The sequence below is a fragment of the Frigidibacter sp. ROC022 genome (assembly GCF_024723735.1).
GTDB lineage: Bacteria > Pseudomonadota > Alphaproteobacteria > Rhodobacterales > Rhodobacteraceae > SLM-1.
In genome coordinates, this window is record NZ_JANQDU010000003.1 from 774893 (window position 1) to 793425 (window position 18533).

Sequence of the window (18533 nt, forward strand, 5' to 3'; positions counted from 1 at the left end):
CCGGGATGCCTTGCACAAGTGCGGCGGACGGGATCGGGCAGGGCAGTGCCTTGCGGGGCGGGACGAAATTCCGGCGATGCCGCCGGGACAGATCGGCATTGCATCCCTCCCGTTCACGTCCGAAGACGGGGTGAACCGGACCCAGCCCGCCGAAGAACAGGGCCGGGTGCCCGGATCGCCCGCGACCGCCAGCTTCCGGAGACCGCATGACCGCGTTGACCAATGACCGCCCGCGCCTGACCGAGGCCGAGATTGCCGAACTGACCGCCTGGCGGCGGGAGTTGCACCGCCACCCCGAGGTCTCGGGCGAGGAAGCGGGGACCGCCGCCCGGGTCGTCGGGATGCTGGGCGGGACGAGCCCCGACCGGATTGTCGGGAACCTGGGCGGGCATGGCGTTGCGGCGCTCTACGATAGCGGGGTGCCGGGGCCGCGGGTGCTGATCCGCTGCGAACTGGACGCGCTGCCGATCGAGGAGACCGGCGCCTGCGACTGGCGCTCGACGGTGCCGGGCAAGGGGCATCTGTGCGGCCATGACGGGCATATGGCCATTCTCGCCGGCCTGGCGCGGATGCTGGGGCGTTGGCGCCCGGCCCGCGGGTCGGTGGTGCTGCTCTTCCAGCCGGCGGAGGAGGATGGCAGCGGCGCGGCGCGGGTGCTGGCCGATCCGGGGTTTTCCGATCTGAGGCCGGACTATGCCTTTGCGCTGCACAACTACCCCGGCGTGCCCTTCGGAGAGGTCTGCCTGATCGAGGGGCCTGCCTTCTGTGCCTCGCGCGGGATGCATCTGCGGCTGATCGGACGCACGGCCCATGCCTCGCAGCCGGAAACCGGCCTGTCGCCGATGGCGGCGATGGCCGAACTGATGCCGCGCCTGGCGGCTCTGGGTCGCGGCGGCCTGGCGTCGGACCCGGATTTCGCCCTGGCGACGGTCACTCATGCGCGGCTGGGCGCGGCGACTTTCGGGGTCGCGCCGGGCGAGGCGGTGCTGCATGTCACGCTGCGGACCCTGCGCGATGCCCGGATGGCCGGCCTTGTCGAGGCGGCCGAGGCACTGGTGCGGGAGGTGGCCGGGGCGGCGGGGCTGCAGGCCGAGATCGGCTATCGCGATGTCTTCGTCACCACCGGGAACGCGCCCGAGGCGGTCGGGATCGCGGCCCGGGCGCTGGAGCGGCTGAACGTGCCCGTCGGCACCGGCCCGCTGCCGGTGCGGCCTTCGGAGGATTTCGGGCGGTTCGGCGCGGATGCGGCGCTGGCGATCCTGTTGCTTGGCGCGGGCGAGACCCTGCCGGCCCTGCACAACCCGGATTACGACTTTCCGGATGCCCTGATTCCGAGAGGGGCCGACATCTTTCTGGCCATCCTGGAAGAGCTTCTCGGTTCGGGCGCCATGGCGGGCTGAGCCGGACCCGGCGCGGCGGGGGCCCGCTGGCGCATGGATGCCGCTATAAGAGATTTCTTTTGGGGATCAAATCGCTTAGTGTTGCTTTCCGTGTGGTAAACGCGTTTCTGCAACCAGAATTTGCCGAAGCATGAGAGTGAGGGCCCGTGCAGGAAACTCGCATGACCATTTCGAGTTGCGGGAGCCGGTCGATTCCGGCTTCGTCTGGTCGGGGGCGCTCGTCGCTCGGGCTGGTGCTGGCGTTGCTGGCCCTTGCCGCTGCCGGTCCGATTCGGGCGCAGACCGCCGCAGAGATTGCCGATCCCAGCTACGAGCCTCCGGCGCAGCGGCTGACCGGGGCGCTTGTGTTCTCCGGGGAGCCCGGGCTCAAGGCCCCTCCGGGGGCGGACAAGCTTTCGATCCTGATCACCGATGTCACCGTCAGCAATGCGCTGCCGGGCACCGAGGAACAGGTCCAGGCCCTGATCGACCGGCTGACCGGGCACCGGATCGCTGTCAGCGAGATATTCGCCGCCGCCGCCGAACTGGAAGCCGCCTATGCCAGGGCCGGTTTCGTTCTGTCGCGGGTGGTGATCCCGGCGCAGACCCTGGTCGATGGGGGCAAGCTGCGGCTGACGATCATCGACGGCTATGTCGAGACGATCGACGATTCGGCGGTGCCGCCTTCGCTGCGGGGCCGGATTTCCGGCCTGACCCGGCCGCTGGTCGGCAAGCGCGGGCTGCGGCTGGCGGATCTGGAGCGGCGGCTGCTGCTGGCGGGCGATACCTATGGCGTGGCCCTCGGCTCGGCCCTGGCGGCCGGGGCGACGCCGGGCGGCACGGTGATCGTGCTCGATCCCGTCTATCGCAGGCTCACCGGCTTCTTCGGGATCGACAACAGCTTTTCCGACGCTCTGGGCAACTACAACATTTCCTCCGGCCTGGAACTGAACGGGGCTCTGGGTCTGGGCGAGGTGATCTACGGACGGCTCTCGGGCCATCCGCAGCTGGGCGGCGAGGGCGGGCTGTTCTCGGCCAATCCGCGGTTGCGGACCCTGGCCCTCGGCACGGTGGTGCCGGTGGGCGAGGACGGGCTGACCTTCGGTCTCGAGGCGACCCAGAGCCGGACCACGCCGGAATCGGCCGGCGGCGCATCGACCAGCAGCTACGAACGGCTGTCGGCCCGCATCTTCTATCCGCTGATACGCTCGACCCGGAAGAACCTGAGCGTGCAGTTGAGCTTCGACATGGCGCGCGACCGGCTCGACCTGCTGACCGCGGTGGGCAAGCTGCCGCTGCATGAGGACCGGACCCGGGTTCTGCGGCTGTCGGCGGACGGGGTCTGGATCCGGGACAAGGGCGCGGTGTTCGAGGCCGGCGCGGTGCTGTCGCTGGGGTTCGACGCCCTGGGGGCGCGCAGCCGGGAGGATGCCTCGGGCGGCACGCCGCTGTCGCGCGACGGGGCCGATGCCGCCTTCAAGAAGCTGGAATTGTCGGCCCGTTACCGGCAGCCCTTCGCCGATGTCTATTCGCTGTCGATCGCGGGCCAGGCGCAGACTGCCTTCGGGGCGCCGCTGCTGTCGTCCGAACAATTCGGAATCGCCTCGCTGCAGGGGCTGTCGCCCTTCGACGAAGGGGCGCTGTCGGGCGATGCGGGCTGGCTGATCCGGGCCGAGGTGTCGCGGCGGGTGGAATCGCAGGCCTTCGGCAAGCCGCTGCTGATCAATCCCTATCTCTTCGGGGCCGTTGGCGAGGTCTATCGCGCCCGGCCGAGTGCCGGAGAGGCGGGGCGCGTCGGTGCGGTGGCCTACGGGCTGGGTGTGGAACTGGTCTCGATCCGTGATCCCAAGTTTTCGTCGGGGACGCTCAGGATCGAGTATGGGGAAGGAAACCGGGACGATGGTGGACAGGATGCACGACGTCTCACGATTCAGGGCTCGTATCGGTTCTGAGCGGCAGGGGGCCGCAATCGTCTGGACGGCCGGCGGGCTGATCGCGGCGCTCTTGTCGTCGGGGGCGGTGCTTGCCCAGGATCTGCCCGAGGCGCCGAATGTGGTCGCCGGGTCGGTGGACATCACCCGGCCGGGTGCCGGCAGCATGGTGGTGGACCAGTATTCCGACCGTGCCGTGATCGACTGGAACAGCTTCTCGATCGCGCCGGGCAGCATCTTCACGGTCCAGCAGCTGAACGGTCAGTCGGTGCTGCTCAACCGTGTCACCGGCGACATGTCTACGATCATCGACGGCACCTTGCAGGCCAATGGCCAGGTCTTCGTGGTGAACCCGAACGGCATCGTGATCGGTCGCAACGGGCGGGTTGCCACGGCGGGCTTCGTCGGCTCGACGCTGGACATCTCGAACGAGGATTTCATGGCCGGGCGGCTGCGCTTTGCCGGCTCGGGCACTCCGGCAGGGGTCGAGAACCATGGCGCCATCGACATCGTTCCGGGCGGCTATGCGGCGCTGATCGGGGGCCGGGTGTCGAATACCGGCAGCATCCGGGTGCCGCTGGGCACCGTCGGCCTGGGCGCCGGCAGCCGGGTGACGCTGGACTTCGGCGGCGACAGCTTCCTGCAGATCGCGCTGCCGGTGGATGACGACGGGCTGGGCGAAGCCCTGATCGACCAGGCCGGGCAGATCTCGGCCAATGGCGGCGTGGTCGAACTGCGCGCCGATGCCGCGCGCGAGGCGGCCCGCAACGTGGTCAACATGTCGGGCGTGATCGAGGCCCGCACCGTCTCGGGCCGGTCGGGCCGGGTGGTGCTGGGCGGCGGGGGCGGCGGCGTCCGGGTCTCGGGCCGGATCGACGCGCAGGCCCCGGCGACCATCGTCGAGCGGTCTCCCGTGCCTCCGGCGCGGCCCGAACGCGGTGGCGTGATCGAGATCACCGGCGCCGATATCGTGCTGGAAGGCGCGACGCTGGATGTCAGCGGCCGCGATGGCGGCGGCGACATCCGGATCGGCGGCGATTTCCGCGGTGCCGGCGATCTGCCGCATGCCGATACCGTCAGCGTCGATTTTGCCAGCCGCCTGCTGGCCAGCGGGACCGGGAACGGCGACGGCGGCAGGATCGTGGTCTGGTCCGACATCTATACGGTCTTCGACGGCCAGATCGTCGCGCGCGGCGGCCCCGAGGGCGGCAATGGCGGCGAGGTCGAGGTCTCGGGCCGCGACGGGCTGAGCTACCGCGGCCTGGCCGACCTGCGGGCTCCGGCGGGCAATAGCGGGCACGGGACGCTCGACCCGCAAGATATCGTGGTCGTCGCAAGCGCCGACTACGACGATTCCGACGAGACCCAGCTGGATGTCGCGGTGCTGGAAAGCAACCTCGCGTTCGGCAACTGGACCCTGGACACCTCCGAGAACGACAATGGAGATGCCGGCAACATCACCATCGCCACGGCCCTGGGCTGGGACACCGACAGCACGCTCTATCTCTACGCGGACAACGCCGTTTCGATCGCGGCGCCGATCACCGCGGCGTCCGGTTCGCTGGTCCTGAGCGCGCTGACGGCGACCGCCAGCGCGGCGATCAGCGTCGGCTCGTTCTCGCAATACGGTGGCACATGGACCCAGGTCGGGACACTGCCCGATTTCTATGCCGGAGACTTCTATAGCTCGGGCACCTTCCTGCGTGCGACCGGCGGCACCGGCACCGTCGCGGACCCCTGGGTGCTGACCGACATCTACGGGGTGCAGGGCATGGGCTCCATGCTCGACGGCAATTTCGCCCTGGGCGGGGATGTCGATGCCACGGGCACCTCGAACTGGAACTTCGGCGGTGGCTTCATTCCGATCGGTTCCTTCGGCGAAGGCTCGGACCCCTTTACCGGCACTTTCGATGGGCGCGGGCATGCCATCGACGGGCTGATGACGGTGAATTACGATGCCGGGCTGTTCGCCACGACCAATGGGGCGACGATCTCGAACCTGTCCCTGACCAATGTCGATATCTACGGATACTACTTCGCGGGCGCTCTGGCGGGGGCCATGGATGATTCGACGGTGTCGGATGTCTTCGTCTCCGGTACCGTGCAGGGCGATCTGGCCCGTTACGTCGGCGGCTTGGCAGGATATGCCGAGGGCAGCACCATCGACGAGGTCGAGGTCACGGCCGATGTCTCGGGGGACGGCAGTTCGGGGTTCGACACGATCATGGATGTCGGGGGCCTGCTGGGCGAGGCCTACGAAACCACGATCAGCAACGGCCTGTATACGGGAAGCCTGTCGGGAACGCTGGACATTTCCGGGAACGGGGCGAGCTTTGTGACGCTGGGCGGCCTTGTCGGGACGCTCGACTACGGGTCTTCGGTCGCAGACAGCGAGGCCTCGGGCTCCATCGACCTCACCGGTGACGGCCAAGTGGCCTGGTATGTCGGTGGCCTGTTCGGCACTGTCGAATCCGGTGCCTCGGCGCAGAGGGTGATCGGCAACAGCGCGATCAACGTCGCAGCATCCGCCGCGGCCTATGTGGGGGGGCTGGCGTCCCTGAGTGCCGGCGACATCCTGCATGCGGTGGTAGCCGGCAGTCTCTCGGTCTCGGGCGACAACGATCTGGTTCTGGGCGGGTTGATCGGGATCAACTCGGGGTCGGTGGATCAGGCCAAGGCGGTCAATGACATCGACGTCGATTTCAGCCTGGGAGCCGGGACCGTCGGCGGGTTCGTCGGCAGAAACATGGGCATCGGCACGATTGCCCGGTCCTACACGCTGGGCGACTTGACCGTCAGCGGTCAGGATAGCTCGTATACCGAGACCGATTACCTGTTCGGCGGCTTTGCGGGCACCAACAGCGGCAGCATCGGAGAGGCGTTCTCCGCCAGGCTGATGTCGATCACGCCCTGCTGCTACACCTATCTGGGCGGCTTCACCGGCTTTGACGGCGGCGGCACGCTGACCGGGGGCTATTGGGATACCGACAACAGCGGGCTTGGGGGCTCGCAGGACACGGCGACCGGGCTGAGCACGGCGGCATTCCAGGACCAGGCCGGGTTCATGGCGCTGGCCGGCGCCGCGGGGTGGGACTTCGCCGCCGACTGGGCGCCATCGGAACCGGGCAGTTACCCGGCGCTCTACAGCATCGACCCGGTCGTCTATGCCGCGGCCGACGATGCTGAATTCGTCTATGGCGAAACCCCCAGCGTCTCCGGCACCACCTATGGCGGGCCGGACAGCTATGTCTTCGACATGGACGGCGACACGCTTGATCTCAGCGGGCTGTTCGGGGCCAGCTACGGGCGCGGCAATGTCGGATTTTATCTGATCAGCCCGAACGCCTCGGTGCTGACCAGCGCAGGCGATGTCGCCTATCGGGTCGTCGCCGGCCTGGCGACATTGACCATCACCCCGGCGACCCTGGTCATCACCGCGCTGGACCAGGTCTTTTCCGAAGGCGAGACGATCGACCTGACCGGCGGTTACAGTGTCGAGGGTCTGGTCAACGGCGACACGATCGACTCGGTCCTGCTGTACAGCCCGGGGGAACAGGGCGGGACGGTCGAAGAGAGCCCCTATCCAATCTTTATCGAGGACTATCAGGGCACCGGCTTGACCGATGGCCAGCAGACATCGAACTACGAGGTCGCCCTGGTCAACGGCAGCCTGACGATCGAACCTGCCAGCCCGCCGCAGTCGCTGCCCCTGCCGCCGCTCAGCGGTCCGCCGCCGAATCCGCCGGACACGGTGGACGTCCAGCTGACCCAGAACGGCGATCCCGCATCGGGGCCGGACAGTGGTCCGCAGACCGTCGCCAAGGCCAAGGACGTGCTGGACGAGATCTCCGATATCTCGGATGGCTTGCAAGAGGCCGTGGCCAGCTGCAACCAGACCGAAGGCCAGACCGAGGACTTCCTCGCCTGCCTGTCCGATTCGCTCGACAACTACGCCTCGGCGCTGGACAAGCTGGCCGCCGATCTGCCGCCGTCGCTGCAGAATGTCTCGGCGATCATCCAGACCGCCCGGCAGGGGGTCGATGCGGCGCGCGACAAGGCCATCTCGCGGCTGGCCAATGCCAGCTCCGATGCCGAACGCCAAGCAATTCGCCGTGATGCGGTGGACGAAGCGCGGCGGTCGTTGCAGACTGCGGAAAACGAAATCCGCAAGTCGATCTCGCTGATCCGCGCCGACGATCCGGATTTGGCACGGGTTCAGGTCGAACAGGGGAATGTGGTTCTTGCAGCAGTCAAATCGGTCAATCTGGAGCTTGAGCGCGCGGTTGGCCTGTAGCCCCTTCCGGCCGGTCCTGGCCGTCCTGATCCTGGCCTGGCTCGGGCTGACAGCGTGCCTGGCCCAGGCCGAGGTGCGGGTGGCGCTGGTGATCGGCAATGGCGGTTATGTCTCGGCGCCGGTGCTGGACAACCCGGTCAACGATGCCCGCGACGTGGCCGGGGCGCTGGAAGAGCTGGATTTCAAGGTCTTCCTCGGCATCGACCAGTCGCATGCCGGGATGTCCAAGCTGATCGACGATTTCGGCGAGGCGGCGGCCAAGTCGGACGTGGCGCTGTTCTACTATGCCGGCCATGCCTTCCAGGTGGACAACCAGAACTATCTGGTGCCGGTCGATCTGACCCTGACCGATGCCTCGACGGTGGTCGATCAGACGATCGCGCTGGATGATGTCATGGACGCCCTGGTGAAGAGCCCGGGGCTGAAGCTGGTGTTCCTCGATTCCTGCCGCGACAACCCGCTGGGCCTGGCGGGCGGCAATGCGCCGGGCGGCCTGGCGCGGGTCGGCAGTTCGGCCGACTTCCTGATCGCCTATGCCACCCAGCCCGGCGCGGTCGCATTCGACGGCGAGGGCCGCAACGGCACCTTCACCGAAGCGGTGCTCAGCCATATCCAGACGGCGGGGCAGGATATCGGGGACATGATGATCGCGGTGCGCAAGGATGTCATCGCCTCGACCGGCGGACAGCAGATTCCCTGGGAGAACTCCTCGCTGACCCGGCAGTTCCAGTTCGATCCCGGCCCGGCCAATGTCTCGTCCGAGACGATCCTCTATCAGGTCGCCTTCCGCTCGCAGGACCCGGATCTGATGCGGCTCTATCTGGAGCGCTATCCCGACGGGGCCCATACCCGCGATGTCATCGCCTTCCTGTCCTCGGACAAGGCGGCGACCGACATCCGCACCGCTCAGCGCGGTCTGGAGGAGGCCGGAGACGATGGCGAGCAGCTGTGGGAACTGGCGCAGCGGACCCGGCTGCGGCAGCTCTACGACAGCTACATCTCGCTCTATCCCACCGGGCGTCATGTCGAAGAGGCGCGGCGGCTGGCGGCGGAACTGCCGGCCGAGCAGGAACTGGGCCCGGGGCGGCGATGCGAGCTCTATGCCACCCATCCGCGCGATCGCACCGCGACCACGCCCGGCGTGCCGTTCGAGGTGCTGAGCCGCCAGGTCACGCAGGCGTTGCAGGCCTGCCAGGCGGCGGTGGAGACCTTCCCGGATCAGGCACGCTATGTGGCGCTGCTGGCGCGGGCCACGGCGGCCGCGGGGTTGCGTGACGAGGCGGTGAAGCTCTACCGGCAGGCGGCGGATGCCGGCGACCTGCGGGCCATGGTCTCGCTCGGGCTCTTGATGGAGACGGGCGACGGCGTGCCCAAGGACAAGGCCGGGGCGTTGGCGCTCTATCAGAAGGCCGCCGAACTGGGCAGCCCGGATGCCGCGATCAACCTGGCGGTGGCGCTGTTGCAGGGCGACGGGATCGAGCAGGACCCCGAGCGCGGCATGGCCCTGTTGCAGGAGGCTTCGGGCAACGGATCGGCGATTGCGACCTTCAACCTTGGGGTGCTGGCCCAGCAAGGCAGTTTCGGCATTCCCTCCGATGCGCTGGCGCTGTTCGAACGCGCCGCCCGCGAGGGCGAGCCGCGCGCCTACCGGGCGGCGGCGGTACTGCTGGACGAAGGCCGCGGGGTGCCGCAGGATCCGGATGCCGCGGCCGTGCAACTGCTGCTGGGGATCGCCTCGGACGATGGCGCGATCCTGCAGGAGTTCACCGAGAAGGCGCAGAACTGGCACCGCGAAACCCTGCGCGCCCTGCAGGCACGTCTCGAACGGGCGGGGCTCTATGATGATGCGTTGGACGGGGTCTCCGGGCCCAAGCTGATCGCGGCATTGCAGGCCTGGCGCAATGGCGGGTTCGACGCCGAAATCCTGGCCAACGGATAGACCGGTCTTTGCGGGCCGGTCCTGGTCCGCCGGTTCGCACGATGAGCAGCGGCCGTCCCGGTGGAACGGCCGCTGTCTGGTTTCCGGTTGCGTGGGACGGTCGGTCAGCCGAGGACGGATTTCACCGCCCTTGCCGTGGCCTCGACGATCGTCCCCGCCTCCTCCGGTGTCAGGCAGAGCGGCGGGGCGAAGCCCAGGATGTCGCCCTGCGGCATCGCCCGGGCGATCACCTTGTCCTGCTCCAGCAGTTTCGCCGCCAGCGCCGGGCCGATCTTGCGGGCCGGGTCGAGCGGTTTGCGGGTCTCGCGGTCCTCGACGAATTCGACCGCCGCCAGCATTCCGGCGCCGCGCACCTCGCCGACATTCGGATGCTCGCCCAGGGCGTCCTTCAGCGCCGCGTTCAGAAGCGCCCCGGTCGAACCGGCATTCGCCACCAGTCCGAGAGAATCGACCAGCTTCAGGTTCGCCACCCCCGCCGCGGCGCCGATCGGATGGGCCGAATAGGTCCAGCCGTGACCGATCGCGCCGTTCTCGTCGGTGCCCTGTTCCAGCACCTTCCACATCCGGTCGCCGACGATCGAACCGGAGAGCGGCGCATAGGCCGAGGTCAGCCCCTTGGCGATGGTGATGAGATCGGGCCGCATGCCGTAGTGGTCCGAGCCGAACATGGTGCCGAGACGGCCGAAACCGGTCACGACCTCATCGGCGATCAGCAGGATGTCATGACGGTCCAGCACCTCCTGGATCGCGGGCCAGTAACCTTCGGGCGGCGGCACGATGCCGCCGGTGCCCAGCACCGGCTCACCGATGAAGGCGGCGATGGTATCGGCCCCTTCGCGGTCGATCATCTCTTCCAGTTTCGCCACGCAATGCGCGGTGAACTGGGCCTCGGTCATCGCCGGATCGGGGCGGCGGAAATAATAGGGCGCCTCGGTATGCAGCACCTGCGGCAGCGGCAGGTCGAATTTCTTGTGGAACAGTTCCAGCCCGGTCAGCGAGCCGGTCATCAGCCCCGAGCCGTGATAGCCGCGCCAGCGCGAGATGATCTTCTTCTTCTCGGGCCGGCCGAGGATGTTGTTGTAATACCAGATCAGCTTGATGTTGGTCTCGTTGGCATCCGAACCGCCCAGCCCGAAATAGACCTTGGACATGCCTTTCGGCGCCCGTTCAAGGATCATGTGGGCAAGGGTGATCGACGCCTCGGTGCCGGTGCCGACATAGGCGTGGTAATAGGCCAGCTCCCTGGCCTGGGCCGCGATGGCCTCGGCGATTTCGGGGCGGCCATAGCCGACATTGACGCAATAGAGCCCGGCGAAGGCGTCGAGCAGCCGGTTGCCGTCGCGGTCCTCGATATAGACGCCCTCGCCGCCGGTGACGATCCGGCCGGGGCTTTCGCCGCGGGCATGTTGGGCGAGATGGGTCGAGGGGTGAAAGAAGCTCTCGCGGTCCCATCGGTCGAGTTGGTCATTCGTCAGCATGTCGGTTCCTTCTTCATTGCAAACCTGTATCTCGTGGTGTCGGCGGCGCGGGTCAGCCATAGTCGCGGCAGAGGTATTTCACCTCGGTGAAAGCCTCCATTCCCAACCGGGCGCCTTCGCGGCCCAGCCCGGACTGTTTCATGCCGCCAAAGGGGATCGGGGCGCCGGTGACCTGGGTGCGGTTGACCGCGACCATGCCGAATTGCAGCGCCCGGCTGACCCGGTAGATGCGGCCCGGATCGCGGGAGTGCAGATAGGCGACCAGCCCGTATTCGGTGGCATTGGCGCGGGTGATCGCCTCGGCCTCGGAATCGAACGGAGCCAGCGAAGCGACCGGACCGAAAGTCTCCTCGCGAAAGATCGCCGCGCTGTCGGGCACGTCCGCCAGAACCGTCGGTGCGTGAAAGAGCGGTCCCTGGGGCAGCCGGGCGCCGCCGGTCAGCAGCCGCGCGCCCCTGGACAGGGCATCGGCCACCTGCGCCTCCTGCTTGGCGACCGCACGCTCGTTCATCAGCGGGCCGATGTCGGGATCGTCGAGCCCCGGGCCGACGGTCAGCGCCCGGGTCGCCTCGGCAAAGCGGGCGCAAAAGGCGTCATAGAGCGGGCGCTCGACAAGGATCCGGTTGGCGGCCAGGCAATCCTGCCCCGAGGTGGCGAACTTGGCCTTGATCGTCTCGGCCACGGCGCGGTCCAGATCGGCATCGGCGAAGACCAGCACCGGGGCATGGCCGCCCAGTTCCATGACCAGCGACTTCATCGTCGCCGAGGCGCCCGCCGCCAGCCGCCGCCCGACCTCGGTCGAGCCGGTAAAGGACAGAACCCGGACCCGGGGATCGGCAATCCAGGGGCCGGTGACGGTGGCGGCATCGCCGGGCAGGACATTGAACACACCCGGCGGAAGCCCGGCGCGTTCGGCCAGTTCGGCCAGCGCCAGGGCCGAGAACGGGGTCTCGGCGGAAGGGTGCGCCAGTACCGTGCAGCCAGCGGCCAGCGCCGCGGCGGCCTTGCGGGTCAGCATCGCGGCGGGGAAGTTCCAGGGCGCGATCAGCGCCGCCACCCCAGCCGGTTCGCGCCAGACCTCCATCTCGGCGCCATGCAGATGGCTGGTCACGCCTTCGATATTCGGGCGCTTGGCCTCTTCGGCATAGAATTCGACTAAGGAGGCGGCGTAGTCGATTTCGCCCAGGGCCTCGGACAACGGCTTGCCCTGTTCCAGCACCATGATCCGGGCCAGGTCGTCGCGATTGGCGCGGATCGCCTCGAACCAGAGCCGCAGCAGGGCGCCGCGTTCCTGTGGCAACCGCGCGGCCCAGCCGGGAAAGGCGGCCTGTGCCGCATCGATTGCCGCGGCGCTGTCACTGGCGGAGAGGCTGACCACATCGCCCAGGATGTCGCCGGTGGCCGGATCGCGGACCGGAAAGCTGGCCCCGTCCGAAGCGGCCTGCCAGCGCCCCGCGACAAAGGCGAAGGAGCGCACCAGGCGCGGGTCGGAAAGATCGGGGCGCAGCGACAGGGCGGTTGCCGGGTGCGGCTTGCTGGCGGGCATTGGGGCCTCCGGGGCAGGGGTCTCGCTGTCCGGATCATGCGCCGGGGAAGGCAGGACTTCCCACCAAAGCTTCGGCCTCTGCCAGATGTTTCCACTGCCAGAGACGCCTCCGGCAGCCGATTCATCCGCCCAGCAGCGCAGCCAGCGGCGGCGGGCCGGATTTCACCGGCTTGGTGACGATGTAGCTGTAATAGCGCGCCAACCCGATGCGGGCGTCGAGAAGGCTGTCGATCAGCCGCTGATAGCTGTCGATGTCGCGGGTGACGACCTGCAGCAGATAGTCCTGGCCGCCGCCGAGCGCCCAGCAGCCGGTGATCTCCTCCACTGCCGCGATGGCGGCTTCGAAGCGGCGGAAGCTGGCGCCGGTGTGGTCGGCCAGTTCCGCGGTGACGAAGACGGTGACATGCGGGCCCAGCGGCTTCAGCCCGATCTCGGCGCGGTAGCCCTGGATGATCCCGGCGGCTTCCAGCCGTTTCAGCCGTTCCCAGCAGGGGGTGGCCGACAGCCCGACCTTTGCGGCCAGCGCCGCCTTGGTGATCCGGCCGTCGCGGGAAAGGATCTGCAGGATGGCCAGGTCGCGGGCGTCGAGCGGGTGCATCTCAGGCCCTGACCACGGTTCCGGCGCCATCCAGCAGCGGCCCGACATGGGCCGCGATGGCTGTGTCCTGCGCCCCGGTGCCGGTCAGGTCGCAGATCGTGACGTCGCTCGGCCGCTGCCGCCCCGGTGCCGCGCCGCTGATCAGGGCGCCAAGTTCCACCGGATCGGGCGCCAGCCCGGCCTCCCGCGCCGCGCGCAGCTCTCCCAGCAGCGCGACCTGGGCAATGCGGTCGCAGGCATAGAGATCGGCGGCGGCCAGTGCCTGCGGGTCGATCTCGTTCTTGCCGGCCTGGTCCGAGCCCATGGCGGTGATGTGCAGGCCCGGATGCAGCCAGTCGGCCTTCAGCACCGGGGTGCGGGCCGGGGTGGTGGTGACGACCAGCTGGCTTTGCGCGACCAGTTCGGCGGGATCGGTCATCACCTCGGCCTCGACCCCCAGGGTGCGGCCGATATCGGCCGCGCAGGCGGCGGCCTTCGCCGGATCGCGCCCCCAGACGAGGACGCGGGTGAAGGGCCGGACCAGATGCGCCGCCGCGATCTGCAACCGCGCCTGGACGCCGGTTCCCAGCACCCCGGCGGTGGTCACGCTCGCCGGCGCCAGATGCCGCGCCGCCACGGCCCCGGCGGCGGCGGTGCGCAGGTCGGTCAGATAGCCGTTGTCGAGAAACACCGCCTCGACCAGCCCGGTCGTGGCGGAGAGCAGGATCATCAGCCCGTTCAGGCTGGGGATGCCCAGTTTCGGATTGTCGAAGAAACCGGGCGAGACCTTGATCGCGAAACCGTCGAAACCGGGAAGCCAGGCGGTCTTCACATCGACCTCGCCATGCACGGCGGGCAGATCCATCGACAGGATCGGGGGCATCACCACGCCACCCGCCGCCAGCGCCGCGAAGGCCCTTTCGATGGCATCGACCAGCGCCAGGTCCAGCCGCAGCACCGCGCGCAGTTCGGCCTCGGTCACGATGCGGATGTCACGCGGCATAGGTCCGGCCCTTCAGCGAATAGTCGCCCAGCATCACGTCCTTGCCCGCCATGATCCGCGCATGCAAGCCCATGTCGAGATTGCGCCCGGTCACGACGGTTGCCACCGGCCCCCGTGCCCGCACCTTGCCGCTCGCCAGCGCCGCCAGCCCGGTGACCGAGGCGCCCTCGGCCACCATTCGGTCCTCGAAATAGAGCGCCTGCATGGCGTCGCGGATCTCTTCCTCGCTGACCAGCACCGCATCGTCGAGCAGGGCGCGGCACATCGGATAGCTGAACCGGTTCTGCAGGCCGATCCCGCCGCCCAGGCTGTCGGCCAGGCTGGCGACCTCGGCAACCTCCACCGGATGCCCGGCGCGGATCGAGGCGGCCATGGCGGCGCCACGCTCCATCGTCACGCCGATGACCCGGACCGAGGGCTTCAGCGCCTTGACCGCGGCGGCAATCCCCGCCGCCAGGCCGCCACCGGAGAGCGGCACCAGGATCAGTTCCAGATCGGGCCGGGCCGACATCAGTTCCAGCCCGATCGTGCCCTGGCCGGCGATCACCTCCGGGTCGTCGAAGGGCGAGATTTCCGCCAGCCCCTCGTTGCGGCAAAGCGCCAGCACCTCTTGCTGCGCCTCGTCCTGGCTCCGGCCGATGATCCGCACCTCGGCGCCAAGCGCCCGGATGCCGTCGAACTTGGCCTGCGGCACCAGTTCCGACATGCAGATCACCGCGCGCAGGCCGCGTGACCGGGCGGCATAGGCAACGCCGCGGCCATGGTTGCCGGTCGAGCAGCAGGCGACGCCCGGCGTCTCGTCGGGCAGGGCCGAAACCGCATTCAGCGCGCCGCGCAGCTTGAATGCGCCGATCGGCTGCGCGGTTTCCAGCTTCAGCAGCACCTCCTGGCCGACCTGCGCCGAATGGAAGGGCGAGGGCACCAGCGGTGTCGCGTCGGCAATGCCGCGAATGGTCTCGGCGGCGGCCCGGAAGGCGGCGAGCGGGATCATCGCTTCAGGCGGCGCCGGTCGAGGGCGGGCCCGCCGTGCCGGTGCCGCGCAGCTGGGTGACAGTCATTCCAGGAACCTCCGCCAGGCTGTCCGGTTTGATTCTTGTTGACGGGTTTGGGCGTGTTGGTCTTATGTTGTGCACAACACCATGTGATTTCCGAGTCTGTCAAGAAATCATGGCGGTGAACTCCCTCTCTTGCCGGGCCGATCCACGGGTCGTCCGACCCTCTCGCGACGTTGTATACAATGCAATCAGGGAATACCCATGCCTGCCACCGACCTCCCTTTCAGCCAGAGTGAATATGACCGCCGTCTGGCCCTTGTCCGGCGCGGGATGGAGGCGGCGGGGCTGGATATCCTCTATGTTACCGACCCCTCGAACATGGCCTGGCTGACCGGCTATGACGGCTGGTCCTTCTATGTCCATCAGGGGGTGATCGTGCCGGGGCAGGGTGCCCCGATCTGGTGGGGGCGCGGCCAGGATGCGCAGGGCGCCAGGCGGACGGTCTACATGGACGAGAGCCATATCCACGGCTATGCCGACGCACTGGTGCAGACCACCGCCGCGCATCCGATGCAGGACCTTGCCCGGCACCTGACCGATCTGGGCGGCGCCCGGGCGAGGATTGGGGTCGAGATGGACAACTACTACTATTCGGCCAAGGCCCATGCGGTGCTGGAAGAAGAACTGCCCGAAGCCACTCTGGTCGATGCCACGGCGCTGGTGAACTGGCAGCGCGGGGTGAAGTCGGCGGAAGAGATCGCCTTCATGCGCAAGGCGGCGCGGATTTCCGAGAATGTCGTGCAACTGGCGCTGGAGATGGCCGAGCCGGGTCTGCCGAAGAACCGGCTTGTCGCGACGATACAGGCGGCGCAGGTGGTCGGCGTGGGCGAGGACTGGGGCGATTATCCGGCAATCGTGCCGCTGCTGCCCTCGGGCGCCGATGCCGCCGCCCCGCATCTGACCTGGAACGGCGCGCCGCTGCAAAGGGGCGAGGCCACCTTCTTCGAGATTTCGGGCTGCTACCGCCGCTATCACGCGCCGCTCTGCCGCACTGTGCATTTCGGCCCGCCGCCCGATTACCTGAGCCGTGCCTCGGATGCGCTCTGCGCCGGGATCGAGGCGGGGATCGCGGCGGCGCAGCCGGGGGCGCGGGCCTGCGACGTGGCCAATGCGCTGCATGCCGAACTCGCAAAGGCCGGGATCGAGCGCAACGCCCGCTGCGGCTATCCGGTCGGGCTCAGCTATCCGCCGGATTGGGGCGAACGCACGATCTCGCTGCGCGACACTGACCAGAGCGAGCTCAAGCCCGGCATGACCTTTCATTTCATGCCCGGCCTCTGGATGGACGGCTGGGGGCTGGAAACCACCGAGACGATCCTGATCCGCGATTCCGGCCCGGCCGAGACGCTTTGCTTCATGGACCGAAAGCTGTTCGTCAAATGACCGACATCGCCGCCGCGGTCGAGATCCTGCGCGACCTGGTCGCCTTCCCGACCGTATCGACCGACTCCAACCTGGCGATGGTCTCGGCCCTGGCCGAGCGGCTGGAATTCATCGGCGCGCGGGCCGAGGTGTTTCTGGACGGCTCGGGAACCAAGGGCAATCTCTTCGCCACCCTGGGACCGCAGGATGTCGATGGCGGGATCGTGCTGTCGGGCCATTGCGACGTGGTGCCGGTCGAGGGCCAGCCCTGGACGACCGATCCGTTCGAACTGAGCGAACGCAACGATCGGCTCTATGGCCGCGGCACCTGCGACATGAAGGGGTTCATCGCCGCCGCGGTGGCGATGGCGCCCGTCCTGGCCGAGCGGGTCCGCGACCGGCCGCTGCATTTCGCCTTCACCTATGACGAGGAGGTGGGCTGCTTCGGGGCCCGGGCGCTGATCGAGGCGCTCGAGATGCGCGAGCTGCGCCCCGGCGTCGCGATCATCGGCGAGCCGACGCAGATGCGGGTGATCGAGGGGCACAAGGGCTGCTACGAATACACCACCCGTTTCGTCGGGCTCGAAGGGCACGGCTCCTTGCCGGACCGGGGGATCAATGCGGTGGAATACGCGGTCCGCTACGTGGCGCGGCTGCTGGAACTGAAGGAAGAACTGAAGACGCGGGCGCCTGCGACCAGCCGCTTCGATCCACCCTGGACCACGATCAACACCGGCGCCCTGCATGGTGGTCTGGCGCATAACGTCATTGCCGGGCGGGCGCGGATCGACTGGGAGATGCGGCCGGTGCAAAGACCGGATGCCGATTTTGTCAAGGCGGCGCTGCGCGACTATGTCGAACACTGCTTGCTGCCCGAGATGCAGGCGGTGCATCCCCTGGCCGAGATCAGCACCGAAACCGTGGGCGAGGTGGACGGGCTGGAGCCGGTGACCGAGAACGAGGCCCGCGAGATCGTCTTTGCCCTGACCGGCCAGACCGAGGCGGAACTGGTCGGTTTCGGCACCGAGGCGGGCCTGTTCCAGGGCCATGGCATCTCGACCGTGGTCTGCGGCCCCGGCTCCATCGAGCAGGCGCACAAGGCCGACGAGTTTCTGGAACTGGACCAGCTGGCGCAATGTCTCGACATGCTGGACAGGCTCGGCGCCCGGCTGGGCCAATGAAGGGCGCGACCATGCAACGGCCATTGCCGGATGCTCCGAACGCCGACAGTCCGCGCCGCCGTTTCGACCTGATGTATCGCGAGATCCAGCGCCGGATCTGCGTGCTCGACTATCGCCCGGGCCAGAAGCTGTCGGAAGAGGCGCTGGCGCGCGAATTCGGGGTCAGCCGGACCCCGCTGAGGCGGGTCCTGGGCCGGCTCGAGGAGGAAGGGCTGGTGCAATCGGTTCACGGCGTCGGGACCATGGTCACCGACCCGGATATCGAGGAACTGAGCCAGGTGTTCCGACTGCGGCTGGAACTGGCCGAGATCGCCGGGCGGTTCGACCCGCGGCCGCCGACGCCCGAGGAAATGGCGGGGTTCGAAAGGCTTCTGGCCCGATCGCGCGATCTGGCCGCGGCGCCCGAGGCGCGGGCCTTCTCGGTTCTCAACATGGACTTCTTCCGGGCGCATCTGGCGCTGGTCGGCAACGACCCGCTGCGCGAGATCAGCGACCGGCTCTATTGCCAGACCGCGCGTATCTGGCTGAAATCGGTTTCGGCCTCGCGGATCGACCTGAAGGAAGAGGTGGATTACTTCTGCCGGGAGATCGCCGACATGGTGGACGCATTGCGCAATGGCGATGCCGAGGCGGCGGCGCTGATCCACCGGACCCATATCCTGATGAGCTTCGGGCGGATGCGGCGCAATTCCGACCGGGGCTGAGCCCGGCAAGCTGGAAAATCTGTAAGACGGCAGAAATGAAGCCGACAGTTGCCGGGTCCATGGTCCACTCGCAGCAGTTGATAC

Annotated in this window: 12 protein-coding genes; 7 read left to right on the plus strand and 5 right to left on the minus strand. The window is 68.2% G+C overall.

The annotated features are described in order from the left end of the window. Nucleotides 1-206: 206 nt before the first annotated feature. From NUW50_RS15510 to NUW50_RS15525, 4 genes are all read left to right on the plus strand, one after another. Nucleotides 207-1400, plus strand: coding sequence for an amidohydrolase (locus NUW50_RS15510; protein WP_258290041.1), 1194 nt, complete (start codon nt 207-209; stop codon nt 1398-1400). Nucleotides 1401-1561: 161 nt separating this feature from the next. Then, nucleotides 1562-3331, plus strand: coding sequence for a ShlB/FhaC/HecB family hemolysin secretion/activation protein (locus NUW50_RS15515; protein WP_258290042.1), 1770 nt, complete (start codon nt 1562-1564; stop codon nt 3329-3331). Continuing rightward, nucleotides 3279-7604: a two-partner secretion domain-containing protein gene (locus tag NUW50_RS15520; RefSeq protein ID WP_258290043.1), complete on the plus strand. Its 4326-nt coding sequence runs from the start codon at nt 3279-3281 to the stop codon at nt 7602-7604. The genes NUW50_RS15515 and NUW50_RS15520 overlap by 53 nt, the downstream gene beginning before the upstream one ends. Further along, the gene (locus tag NUW50_RS15525) at nt 7594-9543 is read left to right on the plus strand and encodes a caspase family protein (RefSeq protein WP_258290044.1); all 1950 of its coding nucleotides are present in this window, start codon (nt 7594-7596) and stop codon (nt 9541-9543) included. Before NUW50_RS15520 ends, NUW50_RS15525 begins: the two co-directional genes overlap by 11 nt. Nucleotides 9544-9647: 104 nt before the next feature. Here NUW50_RS15525 and NUW50_RS15530 read toward each other — a convergent pair whose 3' ends face one another. The 5 genes from NUW50_RS15530 to eutB form a co-directional block, all read right to left on the minus strand. Further along, the gene (locus NUW50_RS15530; protein WP_258290045.1) at nt 9648-11021 is read right to left on the minus strand and encodes an aspartate aminotransferase family protein; all 1374 of its coding nucleotides are present in this window, start codon (nt 11019-11021) and stop codon (nt 9648-9650) included. 52 nt (nt 11022-11073) lie between these two features. After that, a complete protein-coding gene (locus tag NUW50_RS15535; protein ID WP_258290046.1) occupies nt 11074-12567 on the minus strand; it encodes an NAD-dependent succinate-semialdehyde dehydrogenase in 1494 nt (497 codons plus the stop codon). A 121-nt stretch (nt 12568-12688) separates the two neighbouring features. Continuing rightward, on the minus strand, nt 12689-13165 hold the full coding sequence (locus NUW50_RS15540) for an Lrp/AsnC family transcriptional regulator (RefSeq protein WP_258290047.1): 477 nt from the start codon (nt 13163-13165) through the stop codon (nt 12689-12691). Nucleotide 13166: 1 nt separating this feature from the next. Next, a complete protein-coding gene (locus NUW50_RS15545; protein ID WP_258290048.1) occupies nt 13167-14147 on the minus strand; it encodes a cyclodeaminase in 981 nt (326 codons plus the stop codon). After that, nucleotides 14137-15138: a hydroxyectoine utilization dehydratase EutB gene (gene eutB / locus NUW50_RS15550; protein ID WP_258290049.1), complete on the minus strand. Its 1002-nt coding sequence runs from the start codon at nt 15136-15138 to the stop codon at nt 14137-14139. The genes NUW50_RS15545 and eutB overlap by 11 nt, the downstream gene beginning before the upstream one ends. 265 nt (nt 15139-15403) lie before the next feature. Between eutB and NUW50_RS15555 the strand changes: the two genes are divergently transcribed. From NUW50_RS15555 to NUW50_RS15565, 3 genes are read left to right on the plus strand one after another with little or no spacing between them, the layout of a single operon-like run. Continuing rightward, entirely contained in the window at nt 15404-16585 is a 1182-nt protein-coding gene (locus NUW50_RS15555) for a M24 family metallopeptidase (protein ID WP_258290050.1), read from the plus strand. Next, nucleotides 16582-17745, plus strand: a complete 1164-nt coding sequence (gene argE / locus NUW50_RS15560; protein WP_258290051.1) for an acetylornithine deacetylase — start codon at nt 16582-16584, stop codon at nt 17743-17745. Before NUW50_RS15555 ends, argE begins: the two co-directional genes overlap by 4 nt. A gap of 11 nt (nt 17746-17756) precedes the next feature. Beyond that, the gene (locus tag NUW50_RS15565; RefSeq protein ID WP_258290052.1) at nt 17757-18449 is read left to right on the plus strand and encodes a GntR family transcriptional regulator; all 693 of its coding nucleotides are present in this window, start codon (nt 17757-17759) and stop codon (nt 18447-18449) included. Nucleotides 18450-18533 lie beyond the last annotated feature (84 nt).